Origin of the sequence: Actinomycetospora sp. NBRC 106378, from assembly GCF_030269685.1 — a bacterium.
Lineage (GTDB): Bacteria > Actinomycetota > Actinomycetes > Mycobacteriales > Pseudonocardiaceae > Actinomycetospora.
On record NZ_BSTT01000025.1, the window covers coordinates 1 to 24,847 of the forward strand.

Consider the following 24,847-nt stretch of genomic DNA (forward strand, 5'->3'; position numbering starts at 1 on the left):
CGGCGACCGACACAACGACGCCCTCCGCGCCCTCAAACGACGCCTCGCCCGCGTCGTGTTCAACCTGCTCCTACAGACCGAACACACCCCAACCCCCGCTGCCGCTTGACATAGGAGCAGCTCGCGGACGGCGTCGCGCCGCGAGTGCGGCGGAGTGTGTCGCCGGTGGCGCACGGTGCCGCACTCGCGGTCAGGCCGGGGGCTCCACGTCGTCGGGGACGCCGGGCCAGGGGTCGACGAGGCCCAGGTAGTCGCCGGGCGCGGCCGTGAACGCCGGCGGCCGCTTCTCGAGGAACGACGTCACGCCCTCGGCCGCGTCCGGCCCGGCGCCCAGGGCGGTGATCACCCGCGTGTCCATCCGGTGCGCGTCCCACGGCGAGTCGGCGCCCAGCATCGACCACATCATCCGGCGGGTCAGCGCGACCGAGGTGCCGGACGTGTGCTCCACGATCTCCGCCGCGAGTGCCCGCACGGTCGCAGCGAGCTCGTCGTCGGGGACCACCCGGGAGACCAGCCGGCCGGTGAGCGCCTCCGCCGCGGGGAACACCCGCCCCGTCGCGACCCACTCCATGGCCTGCGAGATGCCGACGATCCGCGGGAGGAACCAGCTGGAGGCGCCGTCGGGGGCGATCCCGCGGCGGGCGAAGACGTAGCCGAAGCGGGCGGACTCCGCGGCGATCCGGACGTCGGCCGGCAGGAGCAGCGAGGCCCCGATCCCGACGGCGGGTCCGTTGACCGCCGCGATCACCGGCTTCACGCTCGCGGCGACCCGGAGGACCGCGACGCCGCCGAGGTCGCGCGGCACCCCGTCGATCGTCCCGGCCAGTCGCCGTCCGTCCCCGGCTGCCTCGTGGTCGAACGTCGAGCCGCCCCGCCCGAGGTCGGCACCCGCGCAGAAGGCCCGGCCGGCACCGGTGAGCACGACGACGCGCACGGCGTCGTCGGCGTCGGTCACGTCGAACGCGGCGACGATCTCCGTCGCCATCTCCGGGGTGAAGGCGTTCATCCGGTCCGGGCGGTCGAGCGTGATCGTCGCGATCCCGTCGGCCACCTCGGTGCGCACGCTCACGAGCGGAGCACCCGCGAGCGGCCGCGGAACTCCGCGATCACCCGCCCGTCGGTGGGCCGGGTGATCGTCACGTCGTAGACGCCGGACCGTCCGTAGACGGTCCGCTCGGTCGCGACGGCCTCGAGCACGTCGTTCTCCCGCGCCGAGGCGACGAACGTGATGTCGCCACCCGCGGCGACGGTGACCGGGCCGGGGGAGTTGCACGCGCAGGCGAACGCGGAATCGGCGAGCAGGAACAGGTAGCCGCCGTGACACATGCCGTGCCCGTTGACCATGTCGGAGGTGACCCGCATGGTCAGCCGGGCCTCGCCGTCGGCGGCGGCGTGCAGTTCCATGCCGAGCTTGCGGGATGCGGCGTCGTCGTCCCACATCCGCTTGACGGAGGCGGCGATCATGACTGCTTCGCCACCAGCGTGAGGACGTCGTACCGCGCGACGGAGTCGCCGTGCTGGTTCGTGACGTCGGCGTCCCAGCGGACCTCGCCGTACGCGGCGGTGTCGCGTGGCGTGATCTGCTTGGCGGTCAGCGTGATCGTCAGCTCGTCGTCGAACTTCACGGGAGTGAGGAAACGCAGCGCGTCGATCCCGAAGTTCGCGAGCACGGGCCCGGGCGCCGGGTCGACGAACAGCCCGGCCGCGAACGAGACCACCAGGTAGCCGTGGGCCACCCGCTCCCCGAAGAACGGGTTCTGCGCCGCGGCGTCGGCGTCCATGTGCGCGTAGAAGGTGTCGCCGGTGAACTCGGCGAAGTGCTCCACGTCCTCGAGGGTCACGCGGCGCGGGCCGCCGACGACGGTGTCGCCGAGACGCAGCTCCTCCAGGTGCTTGCGGAAGGGGTGGACGTCGGTCACCCGACGCTCGGTGCCCGGCACCCACCGCCCGGTGATCGCGGTCAGCATCTCCGGCGACCCCTGGATCGCGGTGCGCTGCATGTGGTGCGCCACGCCGCGGATGCCGCCCATCTCCTCGCCCCCGCCGGCGCGTCCGGGGCCGCCGTGGACGAGCTGGGGCATCGGGGAGCCGTGGCCGGTCGAGCTCCTGGCGTCGGTCTGGTCCAGCACCAGCAGCCGCCCGTGCCACGGCGCGACCCCGAGCACGACCTCGCGCGCGAAGTCGGCGTCCCCGGTCACGACCGACCCGGCCAGCGACCCCTGCCCGCGCGCCGCGAGCTCGATGACCTGCGCCGTCGAGGTGTAGGGCACCAGCGAGGACACCGGGCCGAACGCCTCGACCTCGTGGACCGCGGCGGAGTCGGGGTCGGCGGCGAGCAGCACGGGGGAGAGGAACGCGCCGCGCTCGGCGTCGGCGTCGGTCACGTCCACGGTGTCGGGCGACCCGAACAGCACCCGCGAGCCGTCGAGCAGCGCCTTCAACGACCGTCGGACCTCCTCGCGCTGCTCCAGCCCGGCCAGCGCGCCCATGCGGACGTCGGGGTTCGACGGGTTCCCCACGACGACGCGGCGCAGCTTCTCGGCGACGGCCTCGCCCACCGCGTCGAGGTGCTCGGCGGGCACGAACGCGCGCCGGATCGCGGTGCACTTCTGCCCGGCCTTGACCGTCATCTCCGTGACGAGCTGGCGCACGTACAGGTCGAACTCGGGCGTCCCCGGCGTCGCGTCCGGGCCCAGGATCGAGCAGTTCAGCGAGTCGGCCTCCGCGGTGAAGCGGACGGCGCGCGCGGCGAGGTTCGGGTGCGTCCGCAGCTGCCGGGCGGTCGAGGCCGAGCCGGTGAAGGAGACCAGGTCCTGCTCGGTGAGGTGGTCGAAGAGGTCGCCCACCGATCCCGCGACGAACTGCACGGCGCCGTCGGGCAGGAGGCCGGAGTCGACGATCAGCCGGACCAGACCCGCCGTCAGGAAGGCGGTGGGGGTGGCGGGCTTGATGATCGACGGGACGCCGGCGAGGAAGGCCGGCGCGAGCTTCTCCAGTGGGCCCCAGCAGGGGAAGTTGTAGGCGTTGACCTGGACGGCGACGCCGTGGAGCGGGGAGAGCACGTGCTGGGCGAGGAACGAGCCGTCCTTCGACAGCGGCTCGACGTCGCCCTCGACGAGGACGGAACCCGCCGGCAGCTCGCGCTTGCCCTTCGACGCGTAGGCCTGCAGGACGCCGATGCCGCCGTCGACGTCGAACTTCGAGTCGCCGAGGGTGGCGCCGGTGCGGGCGGAGAGGGCGTAGAGCTCCTCGCGGTGCTTGCGCAGGTGCCCGGCGAGCGCCTTGAGCAGCGACGCGCGCTGGTGGAACGACAGGTCACGCAGCGCGGGCCCGCCGGTGCTGCGGGCGTACGCCGCCGCCCCCGCCAGGTCGAGGCCGTCGGTGGAGAGGCGGTCCACCTCCTCCCCGGTGACCGCGTCGAACATCGGCCGGCCCTCGCCCGACCCGGCCTGCCAGCGTCCCGCCAGATAGCTCTCGACCGTCACGGACAACCCCTCAGACGTCGTAGTCGATGGTCAGTTCGTCGGAGACCGGGACCGACTGGCACGTCAGCACGAACCCGGCCTCGACCTCCTCGGTCTCCAGCGCGAAGTTGCGCTGCATCGCCACCTCGCCGGTGACGACCCTGGCCCGGCACGTCCCGCACACGCCACCCCGGCAGGCGAACGGGAGGTCGGAGCGGACCTTCTGCGCGGCGTCCAGGACGAACGAGTCGGCCGGGACGGTCGCGGTGACCTCGCGACCGCGCAGGATGATCCGCGCGGTCGCGCCCTCGGCCGGGGCGTCCTCGTGCCGCACCGGCTGCGGTGGCGGGGTGTCGACGTAGAACAGCTCCGCGTGCACCTTCTCGCGCGGGACGCCGAGCTCGGCGAGCTGCTCGCGCGCGCCGGTCACCATCTCCAGCGGCCCACACAGCCACCAGTGGTCGACCTGCGGGGTCGGGACGAGGTGCGTGAGCAGCGTCCGCAGCTTCTCCCGGTCCAGCCGGCCCGCAAAGATCTCGGCCTCGACCGGCTCGCGGGAGAGCACGTGGTCGAGCTGGAACCGCGCGCGGTAGCGGTCCTTCAGGTCGGCGAGCTCCTCGGCGAACATGACGGTGTCGGCCCGGCGGTTGCCGTAGAGCAGCGTGACGTGGGTGTCGGGGTGGGCGGCCAGGACGGTCGCGGCGATCGAGAGCACCGGCGTGATGCCCGAGCCCGCGGCGATGAGGGTGTGGTGCTCCCCGGGCTGCGGGTCGGGCGTGAAGCGACCGTCCGGCGGGCCGACCTCGAGGGTGTCGCCGACCGCCAGCCGGTCGACCAGCATCTCCGAGAACAGCCCGGTCTCCACCCGCCGCACCCCGATCCGTGGCGCCGCGCCCTCGGGCGCGCAGATCGAGTAGGAGCGGCGCTCCGTGGAGTTCGGACCGTCCTGGGAGAGCGTCAGGTACTGCCCGGCCCGGAAGGCGTAGTGCTCGCGCAGCGCCGCCGGGACGTCGAAGGTGATCGCGACGGCGTCGTCGGTGAGGTGCTCGACGGCGGCCACGCGCAGCGCGTGGAAACCGGTCTCGACGGCCGTGGTGGCGGTCATCAGATGTCCTTCATGTGCTCGAACGGCTCGGAGCAGGCCCGACAGCGGCGCAGCGCGGTGCACGCGGTGGGCCCGAAGCGGGAGAGCTCCTCGGTGTCGGCGCTGCCGCAGCGCGGGCAGTCCACGCGCTTCGGCGGGGCAGCCAGCGTGAGCGGCACCGGGCCGGTCGAGCGCGGCCCGATGTGCGCCGGCGGCGCGACCCCGGCCTCCGCGAGCTTGCGGCGGCCCTCGTCGGAGATGAGGTCGGTGGTCCACGGCGGGGTGAGGGTCACCCGGACCTCCACCGTCCCGAACGCGCTGAGGGTCGAGCGGAGGTCGGCGGCCATCGCGTCGAGGGCGGGGCACCCGGCGTAGGTCGGGGTGATGGTGGCGACGATCCGCCCGTCGTCGTGCACGACCGACCGCAGCACACCGAGGTCGGCCAGGGTGAGCATCGGCATCTCGGGGTCGGTGACCTGGGCGGCCGCCTCCCACACGTCGGCGGTCACCACGTCGCTCACCACGTCGCGTCCGGGTGAGCGCGGGCCAGCGACTGCATGACGGCGAGTACCTGCCCGAGTTCCTCGGTGTGCACCCCGTCCCGGCCCCCGCGACCTCCCACCAGCCCGACGGCCGGTCGGGTCGGCTCGGTCAGGGTCGCGACCGGCAGGACCTGCGCGAGGTCGGCGTCCACCGTGCCCCGCAGCGACGCCGGGTCGACGGCCACGCCCGCCTCGACGAGCCGGGTCTCGACGGGGTGCGCGAGGAACAGCTCCGTGACGAACGGCCAGACGTCGTCGAGCCCGGCCTGCATGCGCCGGTGGGACTCGTCGGTCCCGTCGCCGAGCCGCACGACCCAGCCGGCCGCGTACTCCCGCTGGTAGGCGAGCTCGGGGACGGCCTTGGCCGCGACGGCGGCGAGGACCGGGTCGGCCGAGCCGCGCAGCGTCGTCATGAGCGCGAGGCGCCACGAGGAGTAGACGAGGATCCAGGCCATCGTCCGGCCGAAGTCCCCGAGGTCCATCTCGGCGAGCGTGACGTTGCGGAAGGAGCGGTCGTCGCGGAAGTAGGCGAGGACGTCCTCGTCGGAGAGGCCGGCGGCGAGAGTCGGCGTCCGGAAGCGTGCCGCGGCGCCGAGGTGACCGGCGCGCGAGAGCAGCACGCGGGCCTGGCCGAGCAGGTCGAGCGCGATGTTCGCGAGCGCGACCTCCTCCTCGAGCTCCGGGGCGTGGGTGGCCCACTCGGAGAGGCGCTGCGAGGCGACGAGGGCGTCGTCGGCGAGCATGAGGCAGTAGGCGGCGAGGTCGTCGCGATCGACGCCGTCCGGCGCCGGAGCGGTGACCTCGACGACCGTCTCGTCGAAGCCCGCGCCGTACGCCCAGCGGCCGTCCTGATCGGCGTCGGCCAGGCCGTCGAAGACATGATCGTTCACAGGTGCGGCACGTCCTCGGGGATCTCGTAGAACGTGGGGTGGCGGTAGACCTTGTCGCCCGACGGCGCGAAGAACGGGTCCTTCTCGTCGGGGCTCGACGCGGTGATCGCGTCGGCGCGCACCACCCAGATCGACACGCCCTCGTTGCGCCGCGTGTAGAGGTTGCGGGCGTTGTGCAGGGCCATGTGGTCGTCGGGGGCGTGCAGCGACCCGACGTGCACGTGGTTCAGCCCGCGCTTGCCGCGGACGAACACCTCGTAGAGCGGCCACGTGCGGTCCGGCGTGACGCCCGGCCGGATCTCGGGCTCGCCCTCGGGATGCGCGGTGACGTCGTCGGCCATGCTCACGCTGCTACCCCTTCCCGACGTCGGGTCTCCTGCTTGGCGGCGTAGGCGGAGGCGGCGTCGCGGACCCACTGCCCGCCCTCGTGCGCGGCGCGGCGGTGGGCGAGGCGCTGGGCGTTGCACGGGCCCGCGCCCTTCACGACGGCGGTGAACTCGTCCCAGTCGATCTCGCCGAAGTCGTAGGACCCGCGCTCGGCGTTCCAGCGCAGGTCCGGGTCGGGGAACGTGACCCCGAGCTTCTCGGCCTGCGGCACCGACATGTCGACGTAGCGCTGGCGCAGCTCGTCGTTGGTGTGGCGCTTGATCCGCCACGCCATCGACTGCTGCGTGTTGGGGGAGTCGCCGTCGGCGGGGCCGAACATCATCAGCGAGGGCCACCACCAGCGGTTCACCGCGTCCTGCACCATCTCGCGCTGGGCGTCGGTGCCCGCCATCAGCGTCATCAGCAGCTCGAAGCCCTGGCGCTGGTGGAAGGACTCCTCCTTGCAGATCCGCACCATCGCCCGCGCGTAGGGGCCGTAGCTGGACCGGCACAGCGGGACCTGGTTGCAGATCGCGGCGCCGTCGACCAGCCAGCCGATGACGCCGATGTCGGCGTAGGTCAGCGTCGGGTAGTTGAAGATCGAGGAGTACTTCTGCCGCGAGTCGATCAGCTTCTCGGTGAGCTCGGTGCGGTCGACGCCGAGGGTCTCGGTGGCCGAGTACAGGTACAGCCCGTGACCGGCCTCGTCCTGCACCTTCGCGAGCAGGATGGCCTTCCGGCGCAGGCTCGGGGCGCGGAGGATCCAGTTGCCCTCGGGTTGCATCCCGATGATCTCGGAGTGCGCGTGCTGGGCGATCTGGCGGATCAGCGTCTTCCGGTAGCCCTCGGGCATCCAGTCGCGGGGCTCGATCCGGCCCTCGGCGGCCACGGTGGCGTCGAACGCCTCGGCCAGCTGCTGCTCGTCCCGGTCCACGTGCCCTCCCGAATGTTCGTTCGGTTACCGATGGTGCCCGACGGCGGGTCCCGACGCAAGCCGTTCGCCTCCTCGTCATCCCGCTCTGGTCGGATGCGGGGATGCCCGAGGTCATCGCCCACCGGGGAGCGTCCGCCGACGCCCCGGAGAACACGCTCGCCGCGATCACGGAGGCCCGCCGGCAGGGCGCCGACGGCGTCGAGGTCGACGTGCAGCGCACCGCCGACGGGGTGCTGGTGCTCCACCACGACGCCACTCCGCGCCGCACCACCGACGCCGCCGCGGAGCTCGCGGACCGGCCCCTGGGCGGGCTCACCCTCGCCGAGCTGCGGTCGCTGGACGCGGGCGCGGGGGAGCGCATCCCGACGCTGGCCGACCTGCTCGACGCGGCAGGTGAGCTCGACCTGTTCCTGGAGCTGAAGGACCCGTGGCACTACCCGGGCATCGGGCGCGAGGTGGTCGCGGCGCTGGCCGGGCGGCCCGCCGTCGTGATGTCGTTCGACGCGGGCGCGGTGCGGGAGCTGGCCGGTCCGGGAGTGATCGTGGGCCAGCTCCTCGCCGCCGCCCCCGACGCGGCCCTGCTCGACGACATCGCGACGTACGCCGAGCTCGTCACCGTCGATCACCGCGCGATGCACGCCGACCTGGCGGCCGCGATCCGCGACCGCGGCATGTCGCCGGGCGTCTACACCGTCAACGAGGGTGCGGAGATGCGCCGGATGCTCGATCTGGGCGTCGACCGCATCATCACCGACCGGCCTGCCGTCCTCGGCGAGCTGCTCGCCCTGCAGGTCTGATCGCTCCGTCAGGCCGCGACGGTGCCGGGTGGGCTGCCGCCTCCGGGGACGGGTCGTCGGTCGGGGTCGACCCAGCGAGGCGGTACGAACCAGGGTCGGCCGCCGATCATGCTGATCTCCCAGCCGCCGTGGTGGGCGAGGTGGTGGTGGTAGCGGCAGAGCAGGACGAGGTTGTCCGGATCGGTGTCTCCGCCGTCGACCCAGTGGCGGATGTGGTGGGCGTGGCAGCGGCGAGGGCGGCGGGTGCAGCCGGGGTGGGCGCAGCCGCGGTCGCGGATCGTCAACAGGCGGCGGAGGGCCTCGGTGACGGCGTAGGCGGCGCGGCCGAGTTCGACCGGTTCCCCGCGGGTGCCCAGGACGGCGGGGAGGATCTGGGCGTCGCAGGCGAGGCGCCGGGCGGTGGCGGGGTCGAGGGTGCGACCGGTGTCGAACTCGGCGTGGCCGACCTGGGCGCGCAGCCAGTCGAGGGGGATGGTGACCGCGATCTGGGCGCGGGCGGGGATCGGCAGCCGCGCGGCCCGGTGGGCGCCGGGACGTGCGGGAGGCGCCGGGGCCGGCGTGTCCGGCACGTCGGTGTCGTCGTCGACGAGGAACAGGCGGCTGCGGCGGCGTCTGTCGTCGGGTCCCTCGCCGTCGGGGTTCTCGCCGTCGTCATCGCCGTCGTCCTCGACGCCGGCGGGTCGGGGCGAGGAGGCGTCCCGGGGCTCGGGGTCGACGGGATCGATGAGCCCGGTGGGGGTGTGGGCGGCGGCGCAGAGGTCGAGCAGGGCTTCGGCGCGGCGGGCACCGAGGGGCCGGGTGTCGTCAGGGCCGGCGGGCCCGGCGAGGGCGTCGAGCGTCTCGAGGAGCAGCTCGACGTCGGCGGCGCCGTGGATGTGGCCGGTGAAGGCCAGCGTGCCGTCGCGGCGGTGGACGAGCAGCCACTCGTCGTCGGGCTCGTCGGGTTCGGCCGGCGCGGCCCCGTCGGGGTCGAGGGTGGCGAGCAGGCGGGCGGCGACGCGTTCGAGGCCGTGCGGGGAGAGCCGGCGGGCGGTCTGGGCGAGGAGGTCCTCGGCGGCGGTGACCTGGGCGGGTTCGATGTCCTCGATTGCGGTGATGCGCTCCATGGCGCGCACGAGGACGCGGAGGTGTTCCTCGCCGATGGCGCCGTCGGCGGCGGCCGCAGCCGAGGCGGGGAGGCGTGGGGGGAGGTCCTGGCCGGAGAGCGCGACCATCCGCAGGGTGGCCTCGGCGTGGCGCTGGAGGTGTCGGGCGTGGGCGTGGTCGATGCGCCAGAGTTCCTCGAGGAAGCGACCGAGGTCGCGGTGTCCGGTGGGGGTCCAGGCGGCGGTCTCGGCGAGGTCGCCGATCGCGGTGAGCAGGGCGTGCTCGGCGAGGCGGACGGCCGTGATGGCGTCGCGGGCCCGGTCGATCACCGCCTCGTCGGCGTCGCTCATGCTCATGTCGATCAGTCTAGACGGCGCTGACCTGCGACGACATCCGCTGTTCGAACGCATGTTCGAGTAGCATTCGTCATCCTCCGTCCTGTCGATCGGAGCAATCTGCGCCAGGGTGCTCGCCATGACGATTCCCGAGAGCGTCGGCGTGATCGGTGGCGGCACGATGGGCGCGGGCATCGCCCACGTCCTCCTGACGGTGGGGGCGGCCCGGGTGGCCGTGGTGGAGAGCGACGACCAGCGCGCCGACGCGGCCCGGTCCGCCGTCGGGACGAGCCTGCAGGGGGCGGCGGACCGCGGGAAGCTGCCCGAGGGGGAGAGCGTCGACTCGCTCCTGGGACGCACGACGTTCCTCGTCGGCCCCGGCGAGCTCCCCACCGACGCGGGCCTCGTCGTCGAGGCCGTCCCGGAGAAGATCGACCTCAAGCAGCAGATCCTGGGCGAGGTGGCCCGGCGGTGCCCGGACGCCGTGCTGGCGTCGAACACGTCCTCGCTCTCGATCGCCGCGATCGGCGCCGAGCTGCCGGCCGACCGCGTCATCGGCATGCACTTCTTCAACCCGGTGCCCGCGCAGAAGCTCGTGGAGCTGATCCGCACCCCGCAGACCGCCGACGCCGTCGTCGAGCAGGCGCGGCAGTGGGTCGGGGATCTCGGCAAGACCCCGATCGTCGTCGACGACTCGCCCGGGTTCGCGACCTCCCGGCTCGGGCTCGTCGTCGGGCTGGAGGCGATCCGGATGGTCGAGGAGGGCGTGGCGACCGCCGAGGACATCGACACCGGCATGGAGCTGGGCTACCGCTGGCCGATGGGGCCGCTCCGGCTGACCGACGTGGTGGGGCTCGACGTCCGGCTCGCGATCGCCGAGCACCTCGCCACGGAGCTGGGGGACCGGTTCGCGCCGCCGCAGCTGCTGCGGGACAAGGTGGAGCGCGGGGAGCTGGGGCGGAAGTCGGGACAGGGCTTCCACACGTGGTGACCCACTAGCGTCCGGGGGCGTGCGGCTCGACATCGAACCGGCGGTCAACAGCACCGTCGTGATGATGACCGTGCTGGCGCTGGCGATCGACCGCGGCGTCACGGGCTTCGGCGACGTCCTGTCCCTGAGCCTCGGCCCGCTCCTGGCGACGTTCGCGGCGCACTGGTTCGCCACCACGCTGAAGGCCGTGCACGCCGACCACGCCCTCCCGTCCCGACGGCGGCTGCTCGGACTGGGCGGGCACGCCGCGCAGTACCTGCTGCCGGGGCTGCTTCCGTTGCTGGTCGTCGCCGTGATCGCGACGACCGGCTTCGCGGGTGCCCAGGGGCCGGTCGAGTCGGCCCACGTCACGATCGACCTCAGCTGGGTCGGGCTGGTCGTCCTGGGGGCCGTCGGCGGGTGGCGGGCACTGCGCCGGTGGTGGGGCGCGCTGCTCGGGGCGGTGGGTGCCTTCGGGGTCGGGTTGGTCGTGGTGCTGCTGCGGATCCTGCTCGAGGGCGGCGCCCTGTGAACAGTGGTCAGGGCACGTTCTCCAACGCGACCCATCCCTCGTAGCCCACGGCCCGCAGCGACCGCAGCCACCGGGCGAGCGGCAGCGACCCGGTCCCCGGTGCCCCCCGACCCGGGGCGTCCGCGATCTGCACGTGCGCGAACTCCGCGCCACGGGCCGCGATGGCTGCGTCGACGTCCTCGCCGTTGACCGCGAGGTGGTAGAGGTCCGCCAGGACGCCCGACCCCGCCCCCAACCGCTCGACCAGGGCGAACGCGTCCGCAGCGGTGAGGATGGGGTAGTCGTCGACCGCCGACAGCGGTTCGATCAACAGCGTCGAACCCTGCGCCGCGGCCGTCAGGGCCGCCGTGGCCAGGCGATCGAGAGCGGCGTCCGACACCGGTCCGCGCCCCACCAGCGTGTTGTGCATGGTGCAGCCCAACCGTCGCCCGATCTCCAGGCCGACGGTCAGGGAGTCCGCGAACTCCGCGGGGCTGTCGCCCGCCACGCCCCGCTCGCCCGCCGCCATGTCCCCGCCGAACAGGTTCATCGCGACCAGCTGCACGCCCGCGTCGGTGATCGAGGCGCAGAACGCGTCGACCTCCGGCTCGCCCGGGCCGGCGGAGTCGAAGGGCCACCAGGACTCGACGACGTCGAAGCCGTCGGCCCGCGCCCGGGCCGGGCGCTCGAGGACCGGGACGTCGGGGTAGCGGATCGAGACGTTCAGACCGAGGCTCACGCGCCGAACTCCTCGAGCCGGGCCACCAGGTCGTCGACGTCGGTGAGGTTCCCGACGCTGACCCGCATCGTGCCGTCGTCGACCGCCTGGAAGTCCGTCCCGGCCATCACCAGCACCCCCTGCTCCTCCAGCAGGGCCGTCACGACGTCCGGGGTGGGTGTCCCGCGACGCGGGTGCCGGACCCACGCGAAGAACCCGCCGAGCGCCACGACCTCGAACCCGCCGGGGCGCTCACGCAGGGCGGCGGCGAACGCCTCGCGACGGGCGCCGACCTCGGCGGCCCGCGCCGACCGCCACGCCTGCGCCCGCGTCAGCCCGGCCCAGGCGGCCTCCTGCCCGACCCGCGGGGCGCCGATCGCCACGCAGTCGAACAGCTTGAGCGCCTGCCGTCGCAGCGCCTCTCCACCGACCAGCGCCCCGACGCGGTACCCGGCGAGCGCCAGGTCCTTGGAGAAGCTGTGCAGGGTGACGACGGTGTCGCGCCAGCCCGGCGCGGAGTACAGCGTGTGCGCCGCGGTGGCCCGGAAGACGCGGTAGGTCTCGTCGAGGACCAGGGCGACGTCGTGGCGGCGGGCGAGGTCGGCGAAGGCGGCGAGCTCCTCGGGTGGGATGTCGAGCCCGCTCGGGTTGCCCGGTGTGACCAGCACGATCGCGCGGGTGCGGTCGGTGAGGAGTGCCTCGGCGTCGGCGGCGCGCGGCACCAATGCCTCGTCGGGCTCGACGATGACCGGCTCGACACCGCGCATGCGCAGCCACATCGCGTGGTTGAAGTAGGTCGGACGCGGGGTGAGGACCTCGTCGCCGGGGCTGCAGAGCGCGTCGGCGACCAGGCAGAACGCCTGGTTGCAGCCGGCGGTGACGACGAGGTCGTCGGCGGTGACGTCCCCGCCGTGGTCGGCGCGCAGGTCGGCGGCGAACGCCTCCCGCAGGTGCGGCAGACCGGCCTGCGCGGCGTAGCGGGCGTCCTGCGCGACGGCGGCGACGTGCGTGACGACCTCCGGTGCGGGCGGGTACGCGGGGGCGGCCCGGGCGAGGTCGAGCAGCGGTCGGCGTCCACCCGCCGTCGTCACCCGGGCGTAGGTGGCGGCCATCGGCGAGTCGACCCCGGCGGCGACGCGGTGGGAGAGGCGCACGGTCAGGGCGAGCGCAGCGACGGGGCGGTCATGGAGCCAGGATGCCGGGAGCGCGATCGTGGGGCACCCTCGGAGGCATGGGTGACGGCGGGCACACCGATGTTCTCGTGATCGGCGCCGGGTTCTCCGGCCTCTACGCGTTGCACCGGCTCCGGTCGCGGGGCTTCTCGGTACGGGTGCTGGAGCAGGCCGACGGGGTCGGCGGCACCTGGTTCTGGAACCGTTACCCGGGCGCGCGGTGCGACTCCGAGAGCTACTACTACTGCTACTCGTTCGATCCCGAGCTCGAGCAGGAGTGGACCTGGACCGAACGCTACCCGGGGCAGGAGGAGATCCGCGGCTACCTCGAACACGTCGCGGATCGGTACGACCTGCGCCGCGACATCGAGTTCGGCGTGCGGGTGACGTCGGCGGCGTGGGATTCGGGCGAGCGCAGCGACGGGGGATCGAGCGGCGCCGGGTGGACGGTCACCACCGAGGACGGCACGTCCCGACGGTGCCGGTGGCTCGTCACGGCGGTCGGCTGCCTGTCGGCGGCGAACGTGCCCGACATCCCGGGTCTCGCGGACTTCGCGGGGGAGTGGCACCACACCGGACGCTGGCCGCACGGAGGCGTGGAGGTGAGCGGCAGGCGTGTGGGGGTCGTGGGGACCGGGTCGACGGGCATCCAGGCCATCCCGGTCCTCGCCGAGCAGGCGGGCCATCTCACGGTGTTCCAGCGGACGGCGAACTACTCGATCCCGGCCCGCAACGCCCCGCTCGACCCGGACGACATCGAGGCGACGAAGGCGGAGTACCCGTCGATCCGGCGGCGGCAGCAGGCCTCCACCAACGGGCACCCGTTCACTCTCTCCGACGTCGACATCCTCGACCTGCCCGCCGACCAGCGCCGCGAGATCTACCAGAAGGCGTGGGACCGGGGCGGGCTGCAGTTCCGCGCCGACGTCAAGGACCTCCTCACCGACCGCGCCGTGAACGACGACGCCAGCGACTTCATCCGCGAGAAGATCCGCGAGACGGTCCACGACCCGGCGACCACCGAGACGCTGACGCCCCGCGACCACCCGTTCGCGACGAAGCGCCCGCCCATCGACACCCACTACTTCGAGACCTACAACCGGCCGAACGTGTCCCTCGTGGACGTGAAGGCCGACCCGATCGCGGCCGTCACGCCCCGGGGCTTCCGCCTGGAGTCCGGCGCCGAGCACGCCCTCGACGTCATCGTGTTCGCGACCGGGTTCGACGCCCTGACCGGCCCGCTGCTCTCCTTCGACATCCGCGGGCGCGACGGGGTGTCGCTGCGCGACGCCTGGCGCGACGGTCCGCGCACCCACCTCGGGTTGGGCGTCGCCGGCTTCCCCGACCTGTTCACCATCACCGGCCCCGGGAGCCCGTCGGTGCTGACGAACATGCCGGTCGCGATCGAGCAGCACGTCGACTGGATCGCCGACCTGCTGGTGCGGCTGCGGGAGACCGGCGAGGTGGCGGAGCCGACCCCGGAGGCCGAGGAGACCTGGGCGGTCGAGGTGGCCCGGGCGGCGAACGCGACGCTGCTCGTGCAGGCGGCGAGCTCGTGGTACCTGGGCGCGAACGTGCCCGGCAAGCACCGGGTCTTCCTGCCCTACGCCGGGGGCTACGCCCGCTACCGCGCCACCTGCGACGACGAGGCCGCGGCCGGCTACCCGGGGTTCGCGCTCGCCCGGCCGACGGCGGCATAGAGCCCGGTGGCCGCCGCCGTCGGGTGCGGGGTGGGCCAGTGGACGACGTCGACGACACCGGGCGGGACGAGCTCCAGGTCGCCGAGGAGGGCGCGGACGGCCGTGCGGTCGCGCCGGGTGGGCTCGGAGGCGGTGCCGCGGTAGGCGTCGATCCCGGCCCGGACCCGCGCGGCGAGCTCCGGGTCGTCCTGGTCGGCGCTGGAGTGGCTGAGCGCGAGGACGCTTCCGGGCGCCAGTCGCGCGCGGTAGCGGGCGAGCACGTCGGCGACCGGCTCGGGGTCGTCGGGGACGAAGTGCAGCACCGCGACCGCCAGCACGGCGACGGGCTCCCCGAGATCGAGCAGAGCGCTCGCCGCCGTGAGGACCGCGTCGACGTCGCGCAGGTCCGCGCGGGTGGCGGTCGCGCCCTCGACCTCGGCGAGGATCTGTCGGGCGTGGGCCGCGGCGACCGGCTCGACGTCGACGTAGGCGACCCGCGCCGCGGGGTCGTGGCGCTGGGCGATCTCGTGGACGTTGCCCACCGTCGGCACCCCGGAGCCGAGGTCGAGGAACTGGCGGATGCCCTGTCCGAGACACCAGGTGACCACGCGGCCGAGGAAGTCCCGGTTCGCCCGCGCGACGGTGACGATCTCCGGCATCCGCGCGGCGACCAGGTCGGCCTGGGCGCGGTCGGCGGCGAAGTGGTGGGCGCCGCCGAGGAAGTAGTCGTACATCCGGGCCGCGTTCGGACGCTCGGTGTCGATCTCCGGGAGCTCAGGGGCCATGGCCCCATCCTGGCGAACGGGACATCCGAGCACGAATCACTACGTCGGGTAACGACCTCGAAGTCTCGACCGACGATCGAGGTATGGGCTGGGCCGAGAAAGTGGTGGGCGAGTTCCGGGTGTCGCCGTGGCGCACGCTGGCGCTCGGCCATCCGAGTCGGATCACGGCCTCCCGCCGGTTCCGCGTCTGCCACCGCGACCGGATCCGGCTGATCACTCCGGAGGCCCGGCTCCGCCTCGGCACCCACCCGTTCGGCTTCGCCCGCGGCGATCAGGGCGGGCTGCTCCGGCTCGACGGCGACCTCGAACTGCGGGGCAACGTGCAGGTCGGTGTCGGGGCGGCCTGGACGGTGGGGGAGGGCGCTCGGCTCGTGATCGGCGACCGCACCTACTTCTCCCCGAGCACCCGGATCGTCGCGATGAACGGCATCACGATCGGCGACGACTGCGCGATCTCCTGGGACGTCCAGCTGCTCGACGAGGACTTCCACGAGGTGATCGTCGACGGCGACGTCCGCCCCACCGGTGCGCCGATCACGATCGGGAACCACGTGTGGATCGGCTCGCGCGCGACGGTGCTCAAGGGTGCGGTCATCCCGGACGACACGTCCATCGCCTCCGGCGCGGTGGTGGCGGGCGTCTTCACCGAGCCCGGGACCGTCCTCGCCGGCTGCCCGGCGAAGGTGGTCCGGCGCAACGTGGTGTGGACCTGATCCACCCGCAGGTCAGTCCACGCGCTCCGCGTGCAGGTCGACGAGGCGGGTGAAGATCTCCGGGTACTCGAGGTTCGTCAGGTGCCCGGCGCGGGGGAGGACGGCGAGGTCGGCCACCGGGAGCGTGCGGCGCAGCATCAGGGTGGCGTCGAGGGCGTCGTCGTCGCGGTCGCCGACCACGAGCAGCGTCGGGACCGTCATCGCGACGAGCCGGTCGGTCAGGTCGTAGAGCGACGGCCGGGCTGCCTGGACGCCCCGCATCGTGAGTGCCGCGCCCACCGGGTCGTGCTCGGCGAGGACCCGCAGGTGCTCGTCGTGGGCGTGCTCGTCCCGCTCGCGCAGCGACCGGCGTGCCGGCCGGTTGCCGTAGTCGGCGGCGACCGCGGCACTGCCCTGCGACTCGTACGCGGCGGCGAGGGCGAGCGCGTCCGCGCGGAAGGCGTCGGCGCGGTCGGGGGCCGCGCCGTACCCGCAGCCCGCGACGACGAGGCCGGTGCACCGGTCGGGGTGGGTCAGGCCCAGGTGCAGCGTCGCGAACCCGCCCATCGAGTTCCCGACGACGAGCGCCTGCTCGATCCCCAGCGCGTCCAGCACCGCGACCGCGTCGGCGACGGCCCGCTCCTGGGAGTAGGCGGCCGGATCGGTCGGGACGTCGGAGTGCGGATAGCCGCGGGCGTCGTAGGTGATGCACCGGTACCGCCCCGCGAGCTCGCCGAACTGCGGCGCCCACGAGCGGTGGTCGCCGCCGAACTCGTGCAGGAACAGGATCGGCGGGGACTCTCCGCCCTCTCCGCCCGTGTCGTACACCGCCAGGCCGACCCCGTCGTCGGTCGTCACACGCACGTCGCCGACACCCCTTCCAACGTCTCCAGGGCGGCGATCACCGGCGGCGTGTGCGCGGCGGCGTCCCGGACGACGGCCATGATGGTCCGCACCGGGGTCGGGCGCACCACCCGGACGGTGCGGAGCTCCGGCGGGAGTCCCCGGGCTCCGAGCTCCGGCAGCACCGTGATGCCGATGCCCGCGGCGACGAAGGCGATCGCGGTCGGGTAGTCGGCCGCCTCCACGTGGAAGGTCGGGCTGAACCCGGCGGCCGTGCAGGCCTCGAGCAGGACGGCACGGCACGCCCCGCGGGCGGCGTCGTTGTCCACCCACTGCTCGCCGACCAGATCCGCGAGCTCCACCTCGGGCGTCCCGGCGAGCGGGTGGGTCCGGGGCACGACCGCGACGTACGGGTCGTCGAGCAGGTGATGGGCGGAGAACCCGGCCCGCGGGGACCACCCCTGGCGGGCCACGGCGACCTGGACGTCGGGCCGCGCGGCCGGATCGTCCGGGATCCACTCGAGCAGGGACAGGTCGAGGCGGACGTGGGGGAACTCGGCGGTCAGCCGGCTCACGACGTGCGGGAGCCAGGCCGAGCCGGCGGAGGCGAAGTAGCCGATCGACACCGACCCGGTCCGGCCGGCCCGCAGGTCGGCGATCACGGTCTCCGCCTCCCCGAGCTGCGCGAGCACCGCGTCGGCCTGCTCGGCGAGGGCGAGCCCGGCCGCCGTCGGGCGCAGCCCCCGCCCGACCCGCTCGAAGAGGGGCAGGCCCGTCTCGCGCGCCAGGGCGGTGATGTGCTGGCTCACCGCGGACGGGGTGTAGCCGAGGTTGTCGGCGGCCGCGGCGACCGTGCCGCTGGCCACGACCGACCGGAACACGCGCAGCCGCTGGGTGTCGAGCACGCGCCGACCGTACAGTCGAACTGAATCGTCGTGAAGGATCCTTCGCTGGTGCTCCCGGGTCCGGCGGAGCAGGGTCGGTGCCGTGATCACCAGCGCCCCGACCCGCCGTCGGGAAGACCTGCTCGCGGCGTCGGCCGCGGGTGTCACCGTGCTCCTGTGGGCGTCCGCGTTCGTCGGGGTCCGCAGCGCCGGCCACCACCTCGATCCCGGCGCCCTCGCGTTCGGCCGGATGCTCGTGGCGAGCGTGGCCCTCACCGCCGTCGTGCTCGTCCGCGGGGTCCCCCGGCTGCCGCGGGGACGGCGGCTGGGCGGGATCGTGCTGTGGGGCGTGGCCTGGTTCGGGGCCTACAACCTGGCCCTGAACGCCGCCGAGACGCACCTCGACGCGGGGACCACCGCGCTGCTCGTGAACGTCGCGCCGGTGCTCGTCGCGATCCTGGCGGGTCTGTTCCTCGGGGAGGGCTTCCCGCGGCGGCTGCTCGCCGGGCTGGCGATCGCGTTCGGCGGGGTCGTGCTCATCGCGGTCGCGACGTCGAGCGGGCGGGCCGACGGGCTCGGTGCCCTCCTCGGCCTCGCCGCCGCCGTGCTCTACGCCGGGGCGGCCACGGCGCAGAAGCGGCTCCTGGCGGACACCGACGCCCTGACGATGACGTGGCTCGGCGCGGTCGCGGGCACGGTGGTGCTGCTGCCGTGGGCTCCGTCGCTCGGCACGGGTCTCGTCGCGGCCCCGTCCGGCACCGCCCTCACCGTGCTCTACCTGGGGCTCTTCCCGACCGCCATCGCCTTCCTGGCGTGGGGCTACGCCCTCTCGCGCACCAGCGCCGGCCGACTCGCCTCGACCACCTACGTCGTGCCCGCGCTCGTCGTCGTGCTGTCGTGGCTCCTGCTGACGGAGGTCCCGACCCCGCTCGCCCTCGCCGGTGGCGCGCTGTGCCTCGTCGGGGTGGCGGTGTCGCGGTCACGCCGGTGAGCGCGGCCGCGATCCGGCCACGCGGCCGAGAGGATGAAGCCGTCGGCCTCGCGGCCGGGGAACGACGCTCTCGAGCATCGGTCGGCCGGCGCAGGCTCACCGTGTCGCGGGCTCCTCACCGCCGTCGCCCACCTTGTCGTTGTGATTCACCACGACAAGGTGGCGCGGTCCGGTCGGCAGGCCGCGACAGGGCCGCCGACGGGCTGCTGATGGCCCGCCGACGACGTGGCTTTCCTGTCACTGGGTGCCGGCAACGACGCTTTCCTGCCACCGAGGGCGGGGGCTACCCGTGCTGCACCGCCGCCCGGCCGGCCTCGAGCCGGGCGACCGGCACGCGGAACGGCGAGCAGGACACGTAGTCCAGGCCGGCGCGGTGGAAGAAGTGCACCGAGTCGGGGTCGCCGCCGTGCTCACCGCAGATGCCGAGCTTGAGGTCCGACCGCACCTCGCGGCCGCGCCACGAGGCGATCTCCACGAGCTCCCCGACGCCGACGGTGTCGAGCGACTCGAAGGGGGAGACGCCGAAGATGCCGTGGTCGAGGTAGGCCGAGAAGAACGAGCTCTCGACGTCGTCGCGGGAGAAGCCCCAGGTCGTCTGCGTGAGGTCGTTGGTGCCGAACGAGAAGAACTGCGCGACCTCGGCGATCTGGGCGGCCACCAGTGCGGCGCGGGGCAGCTCGATCATGGTGCCGACCTGGTGCTCGACGGGGGCGCCGTTCACCAGCGACTCGGGCTCCTGCACCACCTCGGCGATCTCCGCCGCCACCGCCTGCAGCTCCTGCACGGTGCCCACGAGCGGCACCATGATCTCGGGGAGGACGTTCAGGCCCTCATCGGCCAGGGCCGCGGCGGCGCGGGTGATCGCGCGGATCTGCATCGCGAACAGGCCCGGCACCTGGATCCCGAGGCGGACCCCGCGCAGCCCGAGCATCGGGTTCTGCTCGTGCAGGCGGCGCACGTTCTCCAGCAGCGCCTCCTGCTTGTCGGTCAGCTCGCCGCGCTCCCGGGCGACCGCGACCTCCACCGACAGCTCGGTGAGGTCGGGCAGGAACTCGTGCAGCGGCGGGTCGAGCAGGCGGATGGTGACGGGGAGCCCGGCCATCGCGCGGTAGAGGGCGGTGAAGTCCTCGATCTGCATCGGGAGCAGGGCGGCGAGGGCCTTCTCGCGCTCCTCGGCCGTCTCCGCGAGCACCAGGTCCTCGACCAGCGAACGGCGCTCGCCGAGGAACATGTGCTCGGTGCGGCACAGGCCGATCCCCTCGGCGCCGAACCGGCGGGCCAGGCCCGCGTCCTCGCCCGTGTCGACGTTGGCGCGGACCTTCATCCGCCGCCGGGCGTCGGCGTGGGACATGATCCGGTCGACGGCGACGACGAGCTCGTCGTCGGGATCGACCTCCCCGGTCTCGAGGTAGGAGACGACCGGGCTCGCCGACACCGGGATCTCGCCGAGGTAGACCTCGCCGGACGTCCCGTCGATGGAGATGACGTCGCCCTCGACGACCTCGACCCCGCCCGTCGTCGTGAACCTCTTGCCGCGGACGTCGACCTCGAGCTCCTCGGCGCCGCAGACCGCGGTCTTGCCCATGCCGCGGGCGACCACCGCGGCGTGCGAGGTGCGGCCGCCCCGGCTGGTGAGGACACCCTCCGCCGCGATCATGCCGCCGAGGTCGTCGGGGTTGGTCTCGCGGCGGACGAGGACGACCTTCTCGCCGCGCTTCGCCCAGGCGATCGCGGTCGCCGAGTCGAAGACCGCCCGGCCGCCGGCGGCGCCGGGGGAGGCGTTCATCCCCGTCGTCAGGAGCTCCTTCTCGGCGTCCGGGTCGAAGCGGGGGAACATCAGCTGCGCGAGCTGGTGGCCGGTGACGCGCAGCAGGGCCTCGTCGAGGTCGATCAGGCCCTCGTCGACGAGCTGCGTGGCGACGGTGAACGCGGCGGCCGCGGTGCGCTTGCCGACGCGGGTCTGCAGCATCCAGAGCTTGCCGCGCTCGATGGTGAACTCGATGTCACAGAGGTCGCGGTAGTGCTGCTCGAGCGTGGTCATGATGCCCATGAGCTCGTCGTAGGAGCTCTTGTCGAGGCCCTCGAGGTCGGTCAGCGGGAGGGTGTTGCGGATGCCCGCGACGACGTCCTCGCCCTGGGCGTTCTGCAGGTAGTCGCCGTAGACCCCGCGGGTTCCCGACGCCGGGTCGCGCGTGAACGCGACCCCGGTGCCGGAGTCCATCCCGAGGTTCCCGAACACCATCGAGCACACCGACACCGCGGTGCCGAGATCGGCCGGGATGCGCTCCTGGCGGCGGTAGATGTTCGCCCGCTCGGAGTTCCACGAGTCGAAGACGGCCCGGACCGCGAGGTCGAGCTGCTCGCGCGGCTCCTGCGGGAAGTCCCGCCCGGCGTGGTCGCGGACGATGGCCTGGTAGGTCTCGACGAGGGTGGCGAGGTCGCCGGCGTCGAGGTCCAGGTCGTTCTTCGAGCCCTTGGCCGCCTTCGCGGCCTCGAGCGCGTCGTGGAAGTGCTCGGCGTCGATCCCCAGCACGGTCGCACCGAACATCTGCACGAGGCGGCGGTAGGAGTCCCAGGCGAACCGGTCGTCCCCCGCCTGGGCCGCGAGACCGTGCACCGAGGAGTCGTTGAGCCCGACGTTGAGGACGGTCTCCATCATCCCGGGCATCGAGAACTTCGCGCCGGAACGTACCGAGACCAGCAGCGGGTCGTCGGCCTGGCCGAGGTGCTTGCCCATCGTGGCCTCGAGGGCGGCGAGGTGCTCGCTGACCTCGGCGGCCATACCGTCGGGCTCGGCGCCCTGCGCGAGATAGGCGCGGCACGCGTCGGTGGTGATCACGAAGCCGGGCGGCACCGGCAGACCCAGGTTCGTCATCTCGGCGAGGTTCGCCCCCTTGCCGCCCAGCAGGTCGCGCTGGTTCCGGTCGCCCTCGGCGAAGTCGTACACGAACTTGGTCATCGCCCACCCCTCCTGCTGCACGCGTGGCCACGCTGCGATGACGCTGACACCTCTCGACCCGCGGGGCCATGCCCGATCGGGTGGTGGGTGCTTCTCAGGCTCGATCCAGACCCCTCCGATCGGAGGGGCCGCGGCCGCCGGAGCGCCCCGGACGGGGGGTCGCGGTGCCCGAACGGCCCAGTGGTCGTGGTGTCCGGAGCAGTCGCCGGCACTCACTCGTTCGGAGGGTGCGCGGTGGTCGCGGCGGGGGGCGCACGGTGACGGAGGGTCCGAATCTCAACGGAGCCTCAGCGCCCGCGCGTACGACTTTCGCGGTGACGTGACGCACGGCAAGGTGGGTGACGCCGACACCCCACGCGCACTGGAGCCCCCACCAGGGGCCGGAGAAGGACCGACTGCATGCTCGCCGACGAGACCGCCGTTCCGCGCGACCCCGATCCCGAGGGCACCGACGAGTGGCGCGAGGCCCTCGAGTCCGTGTTGGCGGTGGAGGGCCCGCAGCGCGCCCACGACCTGCTCGACGAACTCATCGCGCAGGCCCGCCGGGCCGGCGCCCCGGTGCCGTACTCGGCCACCACGCCCTACGTGAACACCATCCCCGTCGCCGACGAGCCGCCGCACCCCGGCGACCGCGCGGTGGAGCACCGCATCCGGTCGGCGATCCGGTGGAACGCGGTGGCGACCGTGCTGCGGGCGAACGAGGAGTCCTCCGAGCTCGGCGGGCACATCGCGAGCTTCCAGTCGGCGGCCACGCTCTACGACACCGGCTTCCAGCACTTCTGGCACGCGCCGACCGAGTCCCACGGCGGCGACCTGGTGATGATGCAGGGCCACTCCTCGCCCGGCATCTACGCCCGCGCGTTCCTCGAGGGCCGCCTCACCGAGGAGCAGATGGACGCCTTCCGGCAGGAGACCGGGGGGAACGGCCTGTCGTCGTACCCGCACCCGTGGCTCATGCCGGACTTCTGGCAGTTCCCCACGGTATCGATGGGCCTCGGTCCGCTCATGGCGATCTACCAGGCCCGCTTCCTCAAGTACCTGCAGGGCCGTGGCCTCGCGCCGACCGACGACCGGCACGTCTGGGCCTTCCTCGGCGACGGCGAGATGGACGAGCCCGAGTCGCTGGGCGCGATCTCGCTGGCCGGGCGGGAGCGTCTCGACAACCTGATCTTCGTCGTCAACTGCAACCTGCAGCGCCTCGACGGCCCGGTGCGCGGCAACGGCAAGATCATCCAGGAGCTGGAGGGCCTGTTCCGGGGCGCCGGCTGGAACGTCGTGAAGGTGATCTGGGGCAGTCGCTGGGACGAGCTCCTCAAGCGCGACTCGACGGGCCGCCTCCACCAGCTCATGGAGGAGTGCGTCGACGGCGACTACCAGACCTTCAAGTCCAAGGACGGCGCGTACGTCCGCGAGCACTTCTTCGGGCGCTACCCCGAGACCGCGGCGCTGGTCGAGGACTGGTCGGACGAGGAGATCTGGGGCCTGACCCGCGGCGGGCACGACCCGTCGAAGATCTACGCCGCCTACTCCGCCGCGGTGAACGAGCCGAACCGTCCCACCGTCATCCTCGCGAAGACGGTCAAGGGCTACGGGATGGGCGAGGCCGGCGAGGGCCAGAACATCTCCCACCAGCAGAAGAAGATGGCGGGGGAGCAGCTCACGATTTTCCGCGACCGGTTCGACCTGCCGATCTCCGACGACGAGATCGACGCACTGCCCTATCTGAGCTTCGCACCGGATTCCGAGGAGGCCGTGTACCTGCGCGAGCACCGCGAGGCGCTCGGCGGCTCGCTGCCCCGGCGGCGGACGCGGTCGGAGTCGCTGGAGGTGCCCGAGCTCTCCGCGTTCGGCGCGCAGCTCGCCGACTCCGGGGACCGGCGGATCTCCACGACGATGGCCTTCGTCCGGGTGCTCAACACCCTGCTGCGGGACAAGAAGATCGGCAAGCGCGTCGTCCCGATCGTCCCCGACGAGTCCCGCACCTTCGGCATGGAGGGCATGTTCCGGCAGTTCGGGATCTTCTCCCGCGTCGGTCAGCTCTACACGCCCGAGGACGAGGGCCAGCTGATGAGCTACAAGGAGGCGGAGAACGGCCAGCTGCTCCAGGAGGGCATCAACGAGCTGGGCGCGATGTCGTCCTGGATCGCCGCGGCGACGGCGTACTCCACGAGCGACGTCCCGATGATCCCGTTCTACATCTACTACTCGATGTTCGGCTTCCAGCGCGTCGGCGACCTCGCCTGGGCCGCCGGTGACCTGCGGGCCCGCGGCTTCCTGCTCGGCGGCACGGCCGGGCGGACCACGCTGAACGGCGAGGGCCTGCAGCACGAGGACGGGCACTCGCACCTGTTCTCGTCGGTCATCCCGAACTGCGTGTCCTACGACCCGACCTTCGCCCACGAGGTCGCGGTGATCGTGCAGGACGGCCTGCGGCGGATGTACACCGAGCAGGAGGACGTCTTCTACTACCTGACCCTGATGAACGAGAACTACCACCACCCGGCGCTGCCCGGGCTCGGGGACGACGCGGCCGAGGCGGCGACCCGCGAGGGGATCATCAAGGGCCTCTACCTCCTGCGCGACGGCGGACCGGCGCGCAAGGGCCGGGGGAAGGCGAAGCCCCGGGTGCAGCTGATGGGCTCCGGCACGATCCTCAACGAGGTCCTCGCCGCGGCCGAGATGCTGGAGTCCGACTGGGGTGTGGTCGCCGACGTGTGGAGCGCCCCGAGCTTCACCGAGCTGCGCCGCGACGGCATCGACACCGAGCGCTGGAACCTCCTGCACCCGACGTCGGAGCCCCGGAAGTCGTGGGTCGAGCAGCAGCTCGAGGGCCGGCCCGAGGGCCCGGTGGTCGCCGCGACCGACTACATGCGGGCCTTCCCCGACCAGATCCGCCAGTTCGTCGTCGGGCGCCGGTACGAGACGCTCGGCACCGACGGGTTCGGCCGCTCGGACTACCGCGCGGCGCTGCGGGACTTCTTCGAGGTCGACCGCCGCTTCGTCACCGTCACGGCGCTGTCGGCCCTGGCCCGCGACGGGAAGATCGAGGCCTCGGTGGTCGCGGACGCGATCGCGCAGTACGAGATCGACCCCGAGCGCCCCGCGCCGGCCCACGCCTGACCCCCGATGCCCGCACAGAGAGGCA

Annotated in this window: 22 protein-coding genes; 7 read left to right on the forward strand and 15 right to left on the reverse strand. The window is 73.3% G+C overall.

The window, feature by feature from the left end; translation table 11 throughout:
• Positions 1 to 190: 190 nt before the first annotated feature.
• The 8 genes from QSK00_RS29705 to paaA are packed head-to-tail and all read right to left on the reverse strand — an operon-like array spanning position 191 to position 7,280.
• Complete coding sequence (locus QSK00_RS29705; protein ID WP_285597039.1) at positions 191 to 1,069, reverse strand: enoyl-CoA hydratase-related protein; 879 nt, start codon at positions 1,067 to 1,069, stop codon at positions 191 to 193.
• On the reverse strand, positions 1,066 to 1,464 hold the full coding sequence (paaI, locus tag QSK00_RS29710; RefSeq protein ID WP_285597041.1) for a hydroxyphenylacetyl-CoA thioesterase PaaI: 399 nt from the start codon (positions 1,462 to 1,464) through the stop codon (positions 1,066 to 1,068). Before paaI ends, QSK00_RS29705 begins: the two co-directional genes overlap by 4 nt.
• Positions 1,461 to 3,485, reverse strand: coding sequence for a phenylacetic acid degradation bifunctional protein PaaZ (gene paaZ, locus QSK00_RS29715; protein WP_285597043.1), 2,025 nt, complete (start codon positions 3,483 to 3,485; stop codon positions 1,461 to 1,463). The genes paaI and paaZ overlap by 4 nt, the downstream gene beginning before the upstream one ends.
• A 10-nt stretch (positions 3,486 to 3,495) precedes the next feature.
• Positions 3,496 to 4,569: a 1,2-phenylacetyl-CoA epoxidase subunit PaaE gene (gene paaE / locus QSK00_RS29720; RefSeq protein ID WP_285597045.1), complete on the reverse strand. Its 1,074-nt coding sequence runs from the start codon at positions 4,567 to 4,569 to the stop codon at positions 3,496 to 3,498.
• Positions 4,569 to 5,060: a 1,2-phenylacetyl-CoA epoxidase subunit PaaD gene (gene paaD / locus QSK00_RS29725; protein WP_285597127.1), complete on the reverse strand. Its 492-nt coding sequence runs from the start codon at positions 5,058 to 5,060 to the stop codon at positions 4,569 to 4,571. The genes paaE and paaD overlap by 1 nt, the downstream gene beginning before the upstream one ends.
• A 5-nt stretch (positions 5,061 to 5,065) precedes the next feature.
• Entirely contained in the window at positions 5,066 to 5,980 is a 915-nt protein-coding gene (gene paaC, locus QSK00_RS29730; RefSeq protein WP_285597047.1) for a 1,2-phenylacetyl-CoA epoxidase subunit PaaC, read from the reverse strand.
• Positions 5,977 to 6,321 carry a 1,2-phenylacetyl-CoA epoxidase subunit PaaB gene (gene paaB, locus QSK00_RS29735; RefSeq protein ID WP_026204343.1) on the reverse strand — a complete coding sequence of 115 codons (345 nt, stop codon included), beginning with the start codon at positions 6,319 to 6,321 and terminating at the stop codon, positions 5,977 to 5,979. Before paaB ends, paaC begins: the two co-directional genes overlap by 4 nt.
• 2 nt (positions 6,322 to 6,323) lie before the next feature.
• Positions 6,324 to 7,280: a 1,2-phenylacetyl-CoA epoxidase subunit PaaA gene (paaA, locus tag QSK00_RS29740; protein ID WP_285597049.1), complete on the reverse strand. Its 957-nt coding sequence runs from the start codon at positions 7,278 to 7,280 to the stop codon at positions 6,324 to 6,326.
• Between the two features lie 101 nt (positions 7,281 to 7,381).
• Here paaA and QSK00_RS29745 point away from each other — a divergent pair, with 101 nt between their 5' ends.
• Positions 7,382 to 8,077 (forward strand): glycerophosphodiester phosphodiesterase, encoded by a 696-nt coding sequence (locus QSK00_RS29745; RefSeq protein ID WP_285597053.1) that lies wholly within the window; start codon positions 7,382 to 7,384, stop codon positions 8,075 to 8,077.
• Positions 8,078 to 8,085: 8 nt separating this feature from the next.
• On the opposite strand, the gene QSK00_RS29750 is transcribed toward QSK00_RS29745, so the two are convergent.
• A complete protein-coding gene (locus QSK00_RS29750) occupies positions 8,086 to 9,519 on the reverse strand; it encodes an HNH endonuclease signature motif containing protein (RefSeq protein WP_285597055.1) in 1,434 nt (477 codons plus the stop codon).
• 118 nt (positions 9,520 to 9,637) lie between these two features.
• Between QSK00_RS29750 and QSK00_RS29755 the strand changes: the two genes are divergently transcribed.
• Positions 9,638 to 10,489: a 3-hydroxyacyl-CoA dehydrogenase family protein gene (locus QSK00_RS29755; protein ID WP_285597057.1), complete on the forward strand. Its 852-nt coding sequence runs from the start codon at positions 9,638 to 9,640 to the stop codon at positions 10,487 to 10,489.
• A gap of 19 nt (positions 10,490 to 10,508) precedes the next feature.
• Positions 10,509 to 11,000 (forward strand): hypothetical protein, encoded by a 492-nt coding sequence (locus QSK00_RS29760; protein ID WP_285597059.1) that lies wholly within the window; start codon positions 10,509 to 10,511, stop codon positions 10,998 to 11,000.
• Positions 11,001 to 11,007: 7 nt separating this feature from the next.
• Here the strand turns inward: QSK00_RS29760 and QSK00_RS29765 are convergent, their stop codons facing one another.
• Both QSK00_RS29765 and QSK00_RS29770 read right to left on the reverse strand, forming a co-directional pair.
• On the reverse strand, positions 11,008 to 11,718 hold the full coding sequence (locus QSK00_RS29765) for a TIM barrel protein (RefSeq protein WP_285597061.1): 711 nt from the start codon (positions 11,716 to 11,718) through the stop codon (positions 11,008 to 11,010).
• On the reverse strand, positions 11,715 to 12,851 hold the full coding sequence (locus QSK00_RS29770) for an aminotransferase (protein WP_285597063.1): 1,137 nt from the start codon (positions 12,849 to 12,851) through the stop codon (positions 11,715 to 11,717). Before QSK00_RS29770 ends, QSK00_RS29765 begins: the two co-directional genes overlap by 4 nt.
• Positions 12,852 to 12,928: 77 nt before the next feature.
• Here QSK00_RS29770 and QSK00_RS29775 point away from each other — a divergent pair, with 77 nt between their 5' ends.
• Positions 12,929 to 14,569: a flavin-containing monooxygenase gene (locus QSK00_RS29775; RefSeq protein ID WP_285597065.1), complete on the forward strand. Its 1,641-nt coding sequence runs from the start codon at positions 12,929 to 12,931 to the stop codon at positions 14,567 to 14,569.
• Here QSK00_RS29775 and QSK00_RS29780 read toward each other — a convergent pair.
• On the reverse strand, positions 14,530 to 15,333 hold the full coding sequence (locus tag QSK00_RS29780; protein ID WP_285597067.1) for an SAM-dependent methyltransferase: 804 nt from the start codon (positions 15,331 to 15,333) through the stop codon (positions 14,530 to 14,532). The genes QSK00_RS29775 and QSK00_RS29780 overlap by 40 nt on opposite strands.
• An 83-nt stretch (positions 15,334 to 15,416) precedes the next feature.
• On the opposite strand from QSK00_RS29780, the gene QSK00_RS29785 reads away from it, so the two are divergent.
• Positions 15,417 to 16,046, forward strand: a complete 630-nt coding sequence (locus tag QSK00_RS29785) for an acyltransferase (RefSeq protein WP_285597069.1) — start codon at positions 15,417 to 15,419, stop codon at positions 16,044 to 16,046.
• Between the two features lie 12 nt (positions 16,047 to 16,058).
• Here QSK00_RS29785 and QSK00_RS29790 read toward each other — a convergent pair whose 3' ends face one another.
• Positions 16,059 to 16,889 carry an alpha/beta fold hydrolase gene (locus QSK00_RS29790; protein WP_285597071.1) on the reverse strand — a complete coding sequence of 277 codons (831 nt, stop codon included), beginning with the start codon at positions 16,887 to 16,889 and terminating at the stop codon, positions 16,059 to 16,061.
• A complete protein-coding gene (locus QSK00_RS29795) occupies positions 16,880 to 17,773 on the reverse strand; it encodes a LysR family transcriptional regulator (protein ID WP_285597073.1) in 894 nt (297 codons plus the stop codon). The genes QSK00_RS29790 and QSK00_RS29795 overlap by 10 nt, the downstream gene beginning before the upstream one ends.
• 82 nt (positions 17,774 to 17,855) lie before the next feature.
• Here QSK00_RS29795 and QSK00_RS29800 point away from each other — a divergent pair, with 82 nt between their 5' ends.
• Complete coding sequence (locus tag QSK00_RS29800) at positions 17,856 to 18,743, forward strand: DMT family transporter (RefSeq protein WP_285597075.1); 888 nt, start codon at positions 17,856 to 17,858, stop codon at positions 18,741 to 18,743.
• A gap of 283 nt (positions 18,744 to 19,026) precedes the next feature.
• Here the strand turns inward: QSK00_RS29800 and ppdK are convergent, their stop codons facing one another.
• A complete protein-coding gene (ppdK, locus tag QSK00_RS29805; RefSeq protein ID WP_285597077.1) occupies positions 19,027 to 21,702 on the reverse strand; it encodes a pyruvate, phosphate dikinase in 2,676 nt (891 codons plus the stop codon).
• A 399-nt stretch (positions 21,703 to 22,101) separates the two neighbouring features.
• On the opposite strand from ppdK, the gene aceE reads away from it, so the two are divergent.
• Positions 22,102 to 24,822 (forward strand): pyruvate dehydrogenase (acetyl-transferring), homodimeric type, encoded by a 2,721-nt coding sequence (aceE, locus tag QSK00_RS29810; protein ID WP_285597078.1) that lies wholly within the window; start codon positions 22,102 to 22,104, stop codon positions 24,820 to 24,822.
• Positions 24,823 to 24,847 lie beyond the last annotated feature (25 nt).

Coding starts and splice junctions, on each gene's coding strand:
- paaB (WP_026204343.1), bottom strand. CDS start 6,321: ATGGCCGACGACGTCACCGCGCATCCCGAGGGCGAGCCCGAGATCCGG.
- QSK00_RS29785 (WP_285597069.1), top strand. CDS start 15,417: ATGGGCTGGGCCGAGAAAGTGGTGGGCGAGTTCCGGGTGTCGCCGTGG.
- QSK00_RS29755 (WP_285597057.1), top strand. CDS start 9,638: ATGACGATTCCCGAGAGCGTCGGCGTGATCGGTGGCGGCACGATGGGC.
- paaE (WP_285597045.1), bottom strand. CDS start 4,569: ATGACCGCCACCACGGCCGTCGAGACCGGTTTCCACGCGCTGCGCGTG.
- aceE (WP_285597078.1), top strand. CDS start 22,102: ATGCTCGCCGACGAGACCGCCGTTCCGCGCGACCCCGATCCCGAGGGC.
- QSK00_RS29750 (WP_285597055.1), bottom strand. CDS start 9,519: ATGAGCATGAGCGACGCCGACGAGGCGGTGATCGACCGGGCCCGCGAC.
- QSK00_RS29745 (WP_285597053.1), top strand. CDS start 7,382: ATGCCCGAGGTCATCGCCCACCGGGGAGCGTCCGCCGACGCCCCGGAG.
- ppdK (WP_285597077.1), bottom strand. CDS start 21,702: ATGACCAAGTTCGTGTACGACTTCGCCGAGGGCGACCGGAACCAGCGC.
- QSK00_RS29775 (WP_285597065.1), top strand. CDS start 12,929: ATGGGTGACGGCGGGCACACCGATGTTCTCGTGATCGGCGCCGGGTTC.
- paaI (WP_285597041.1), bottom strand. CDS start 1,464: ATGATCGCCGCCTCCGTCAAGCGGATGTGGGACGACGACGCCGCATCC.
- QSK00_RS29780 (WP_285597067.1), bottom strand. CDS start 15,333: ATGGCCCCTGAGCTCCCGGAGATCGACACCGAGCGTCCGAACGCGGCC.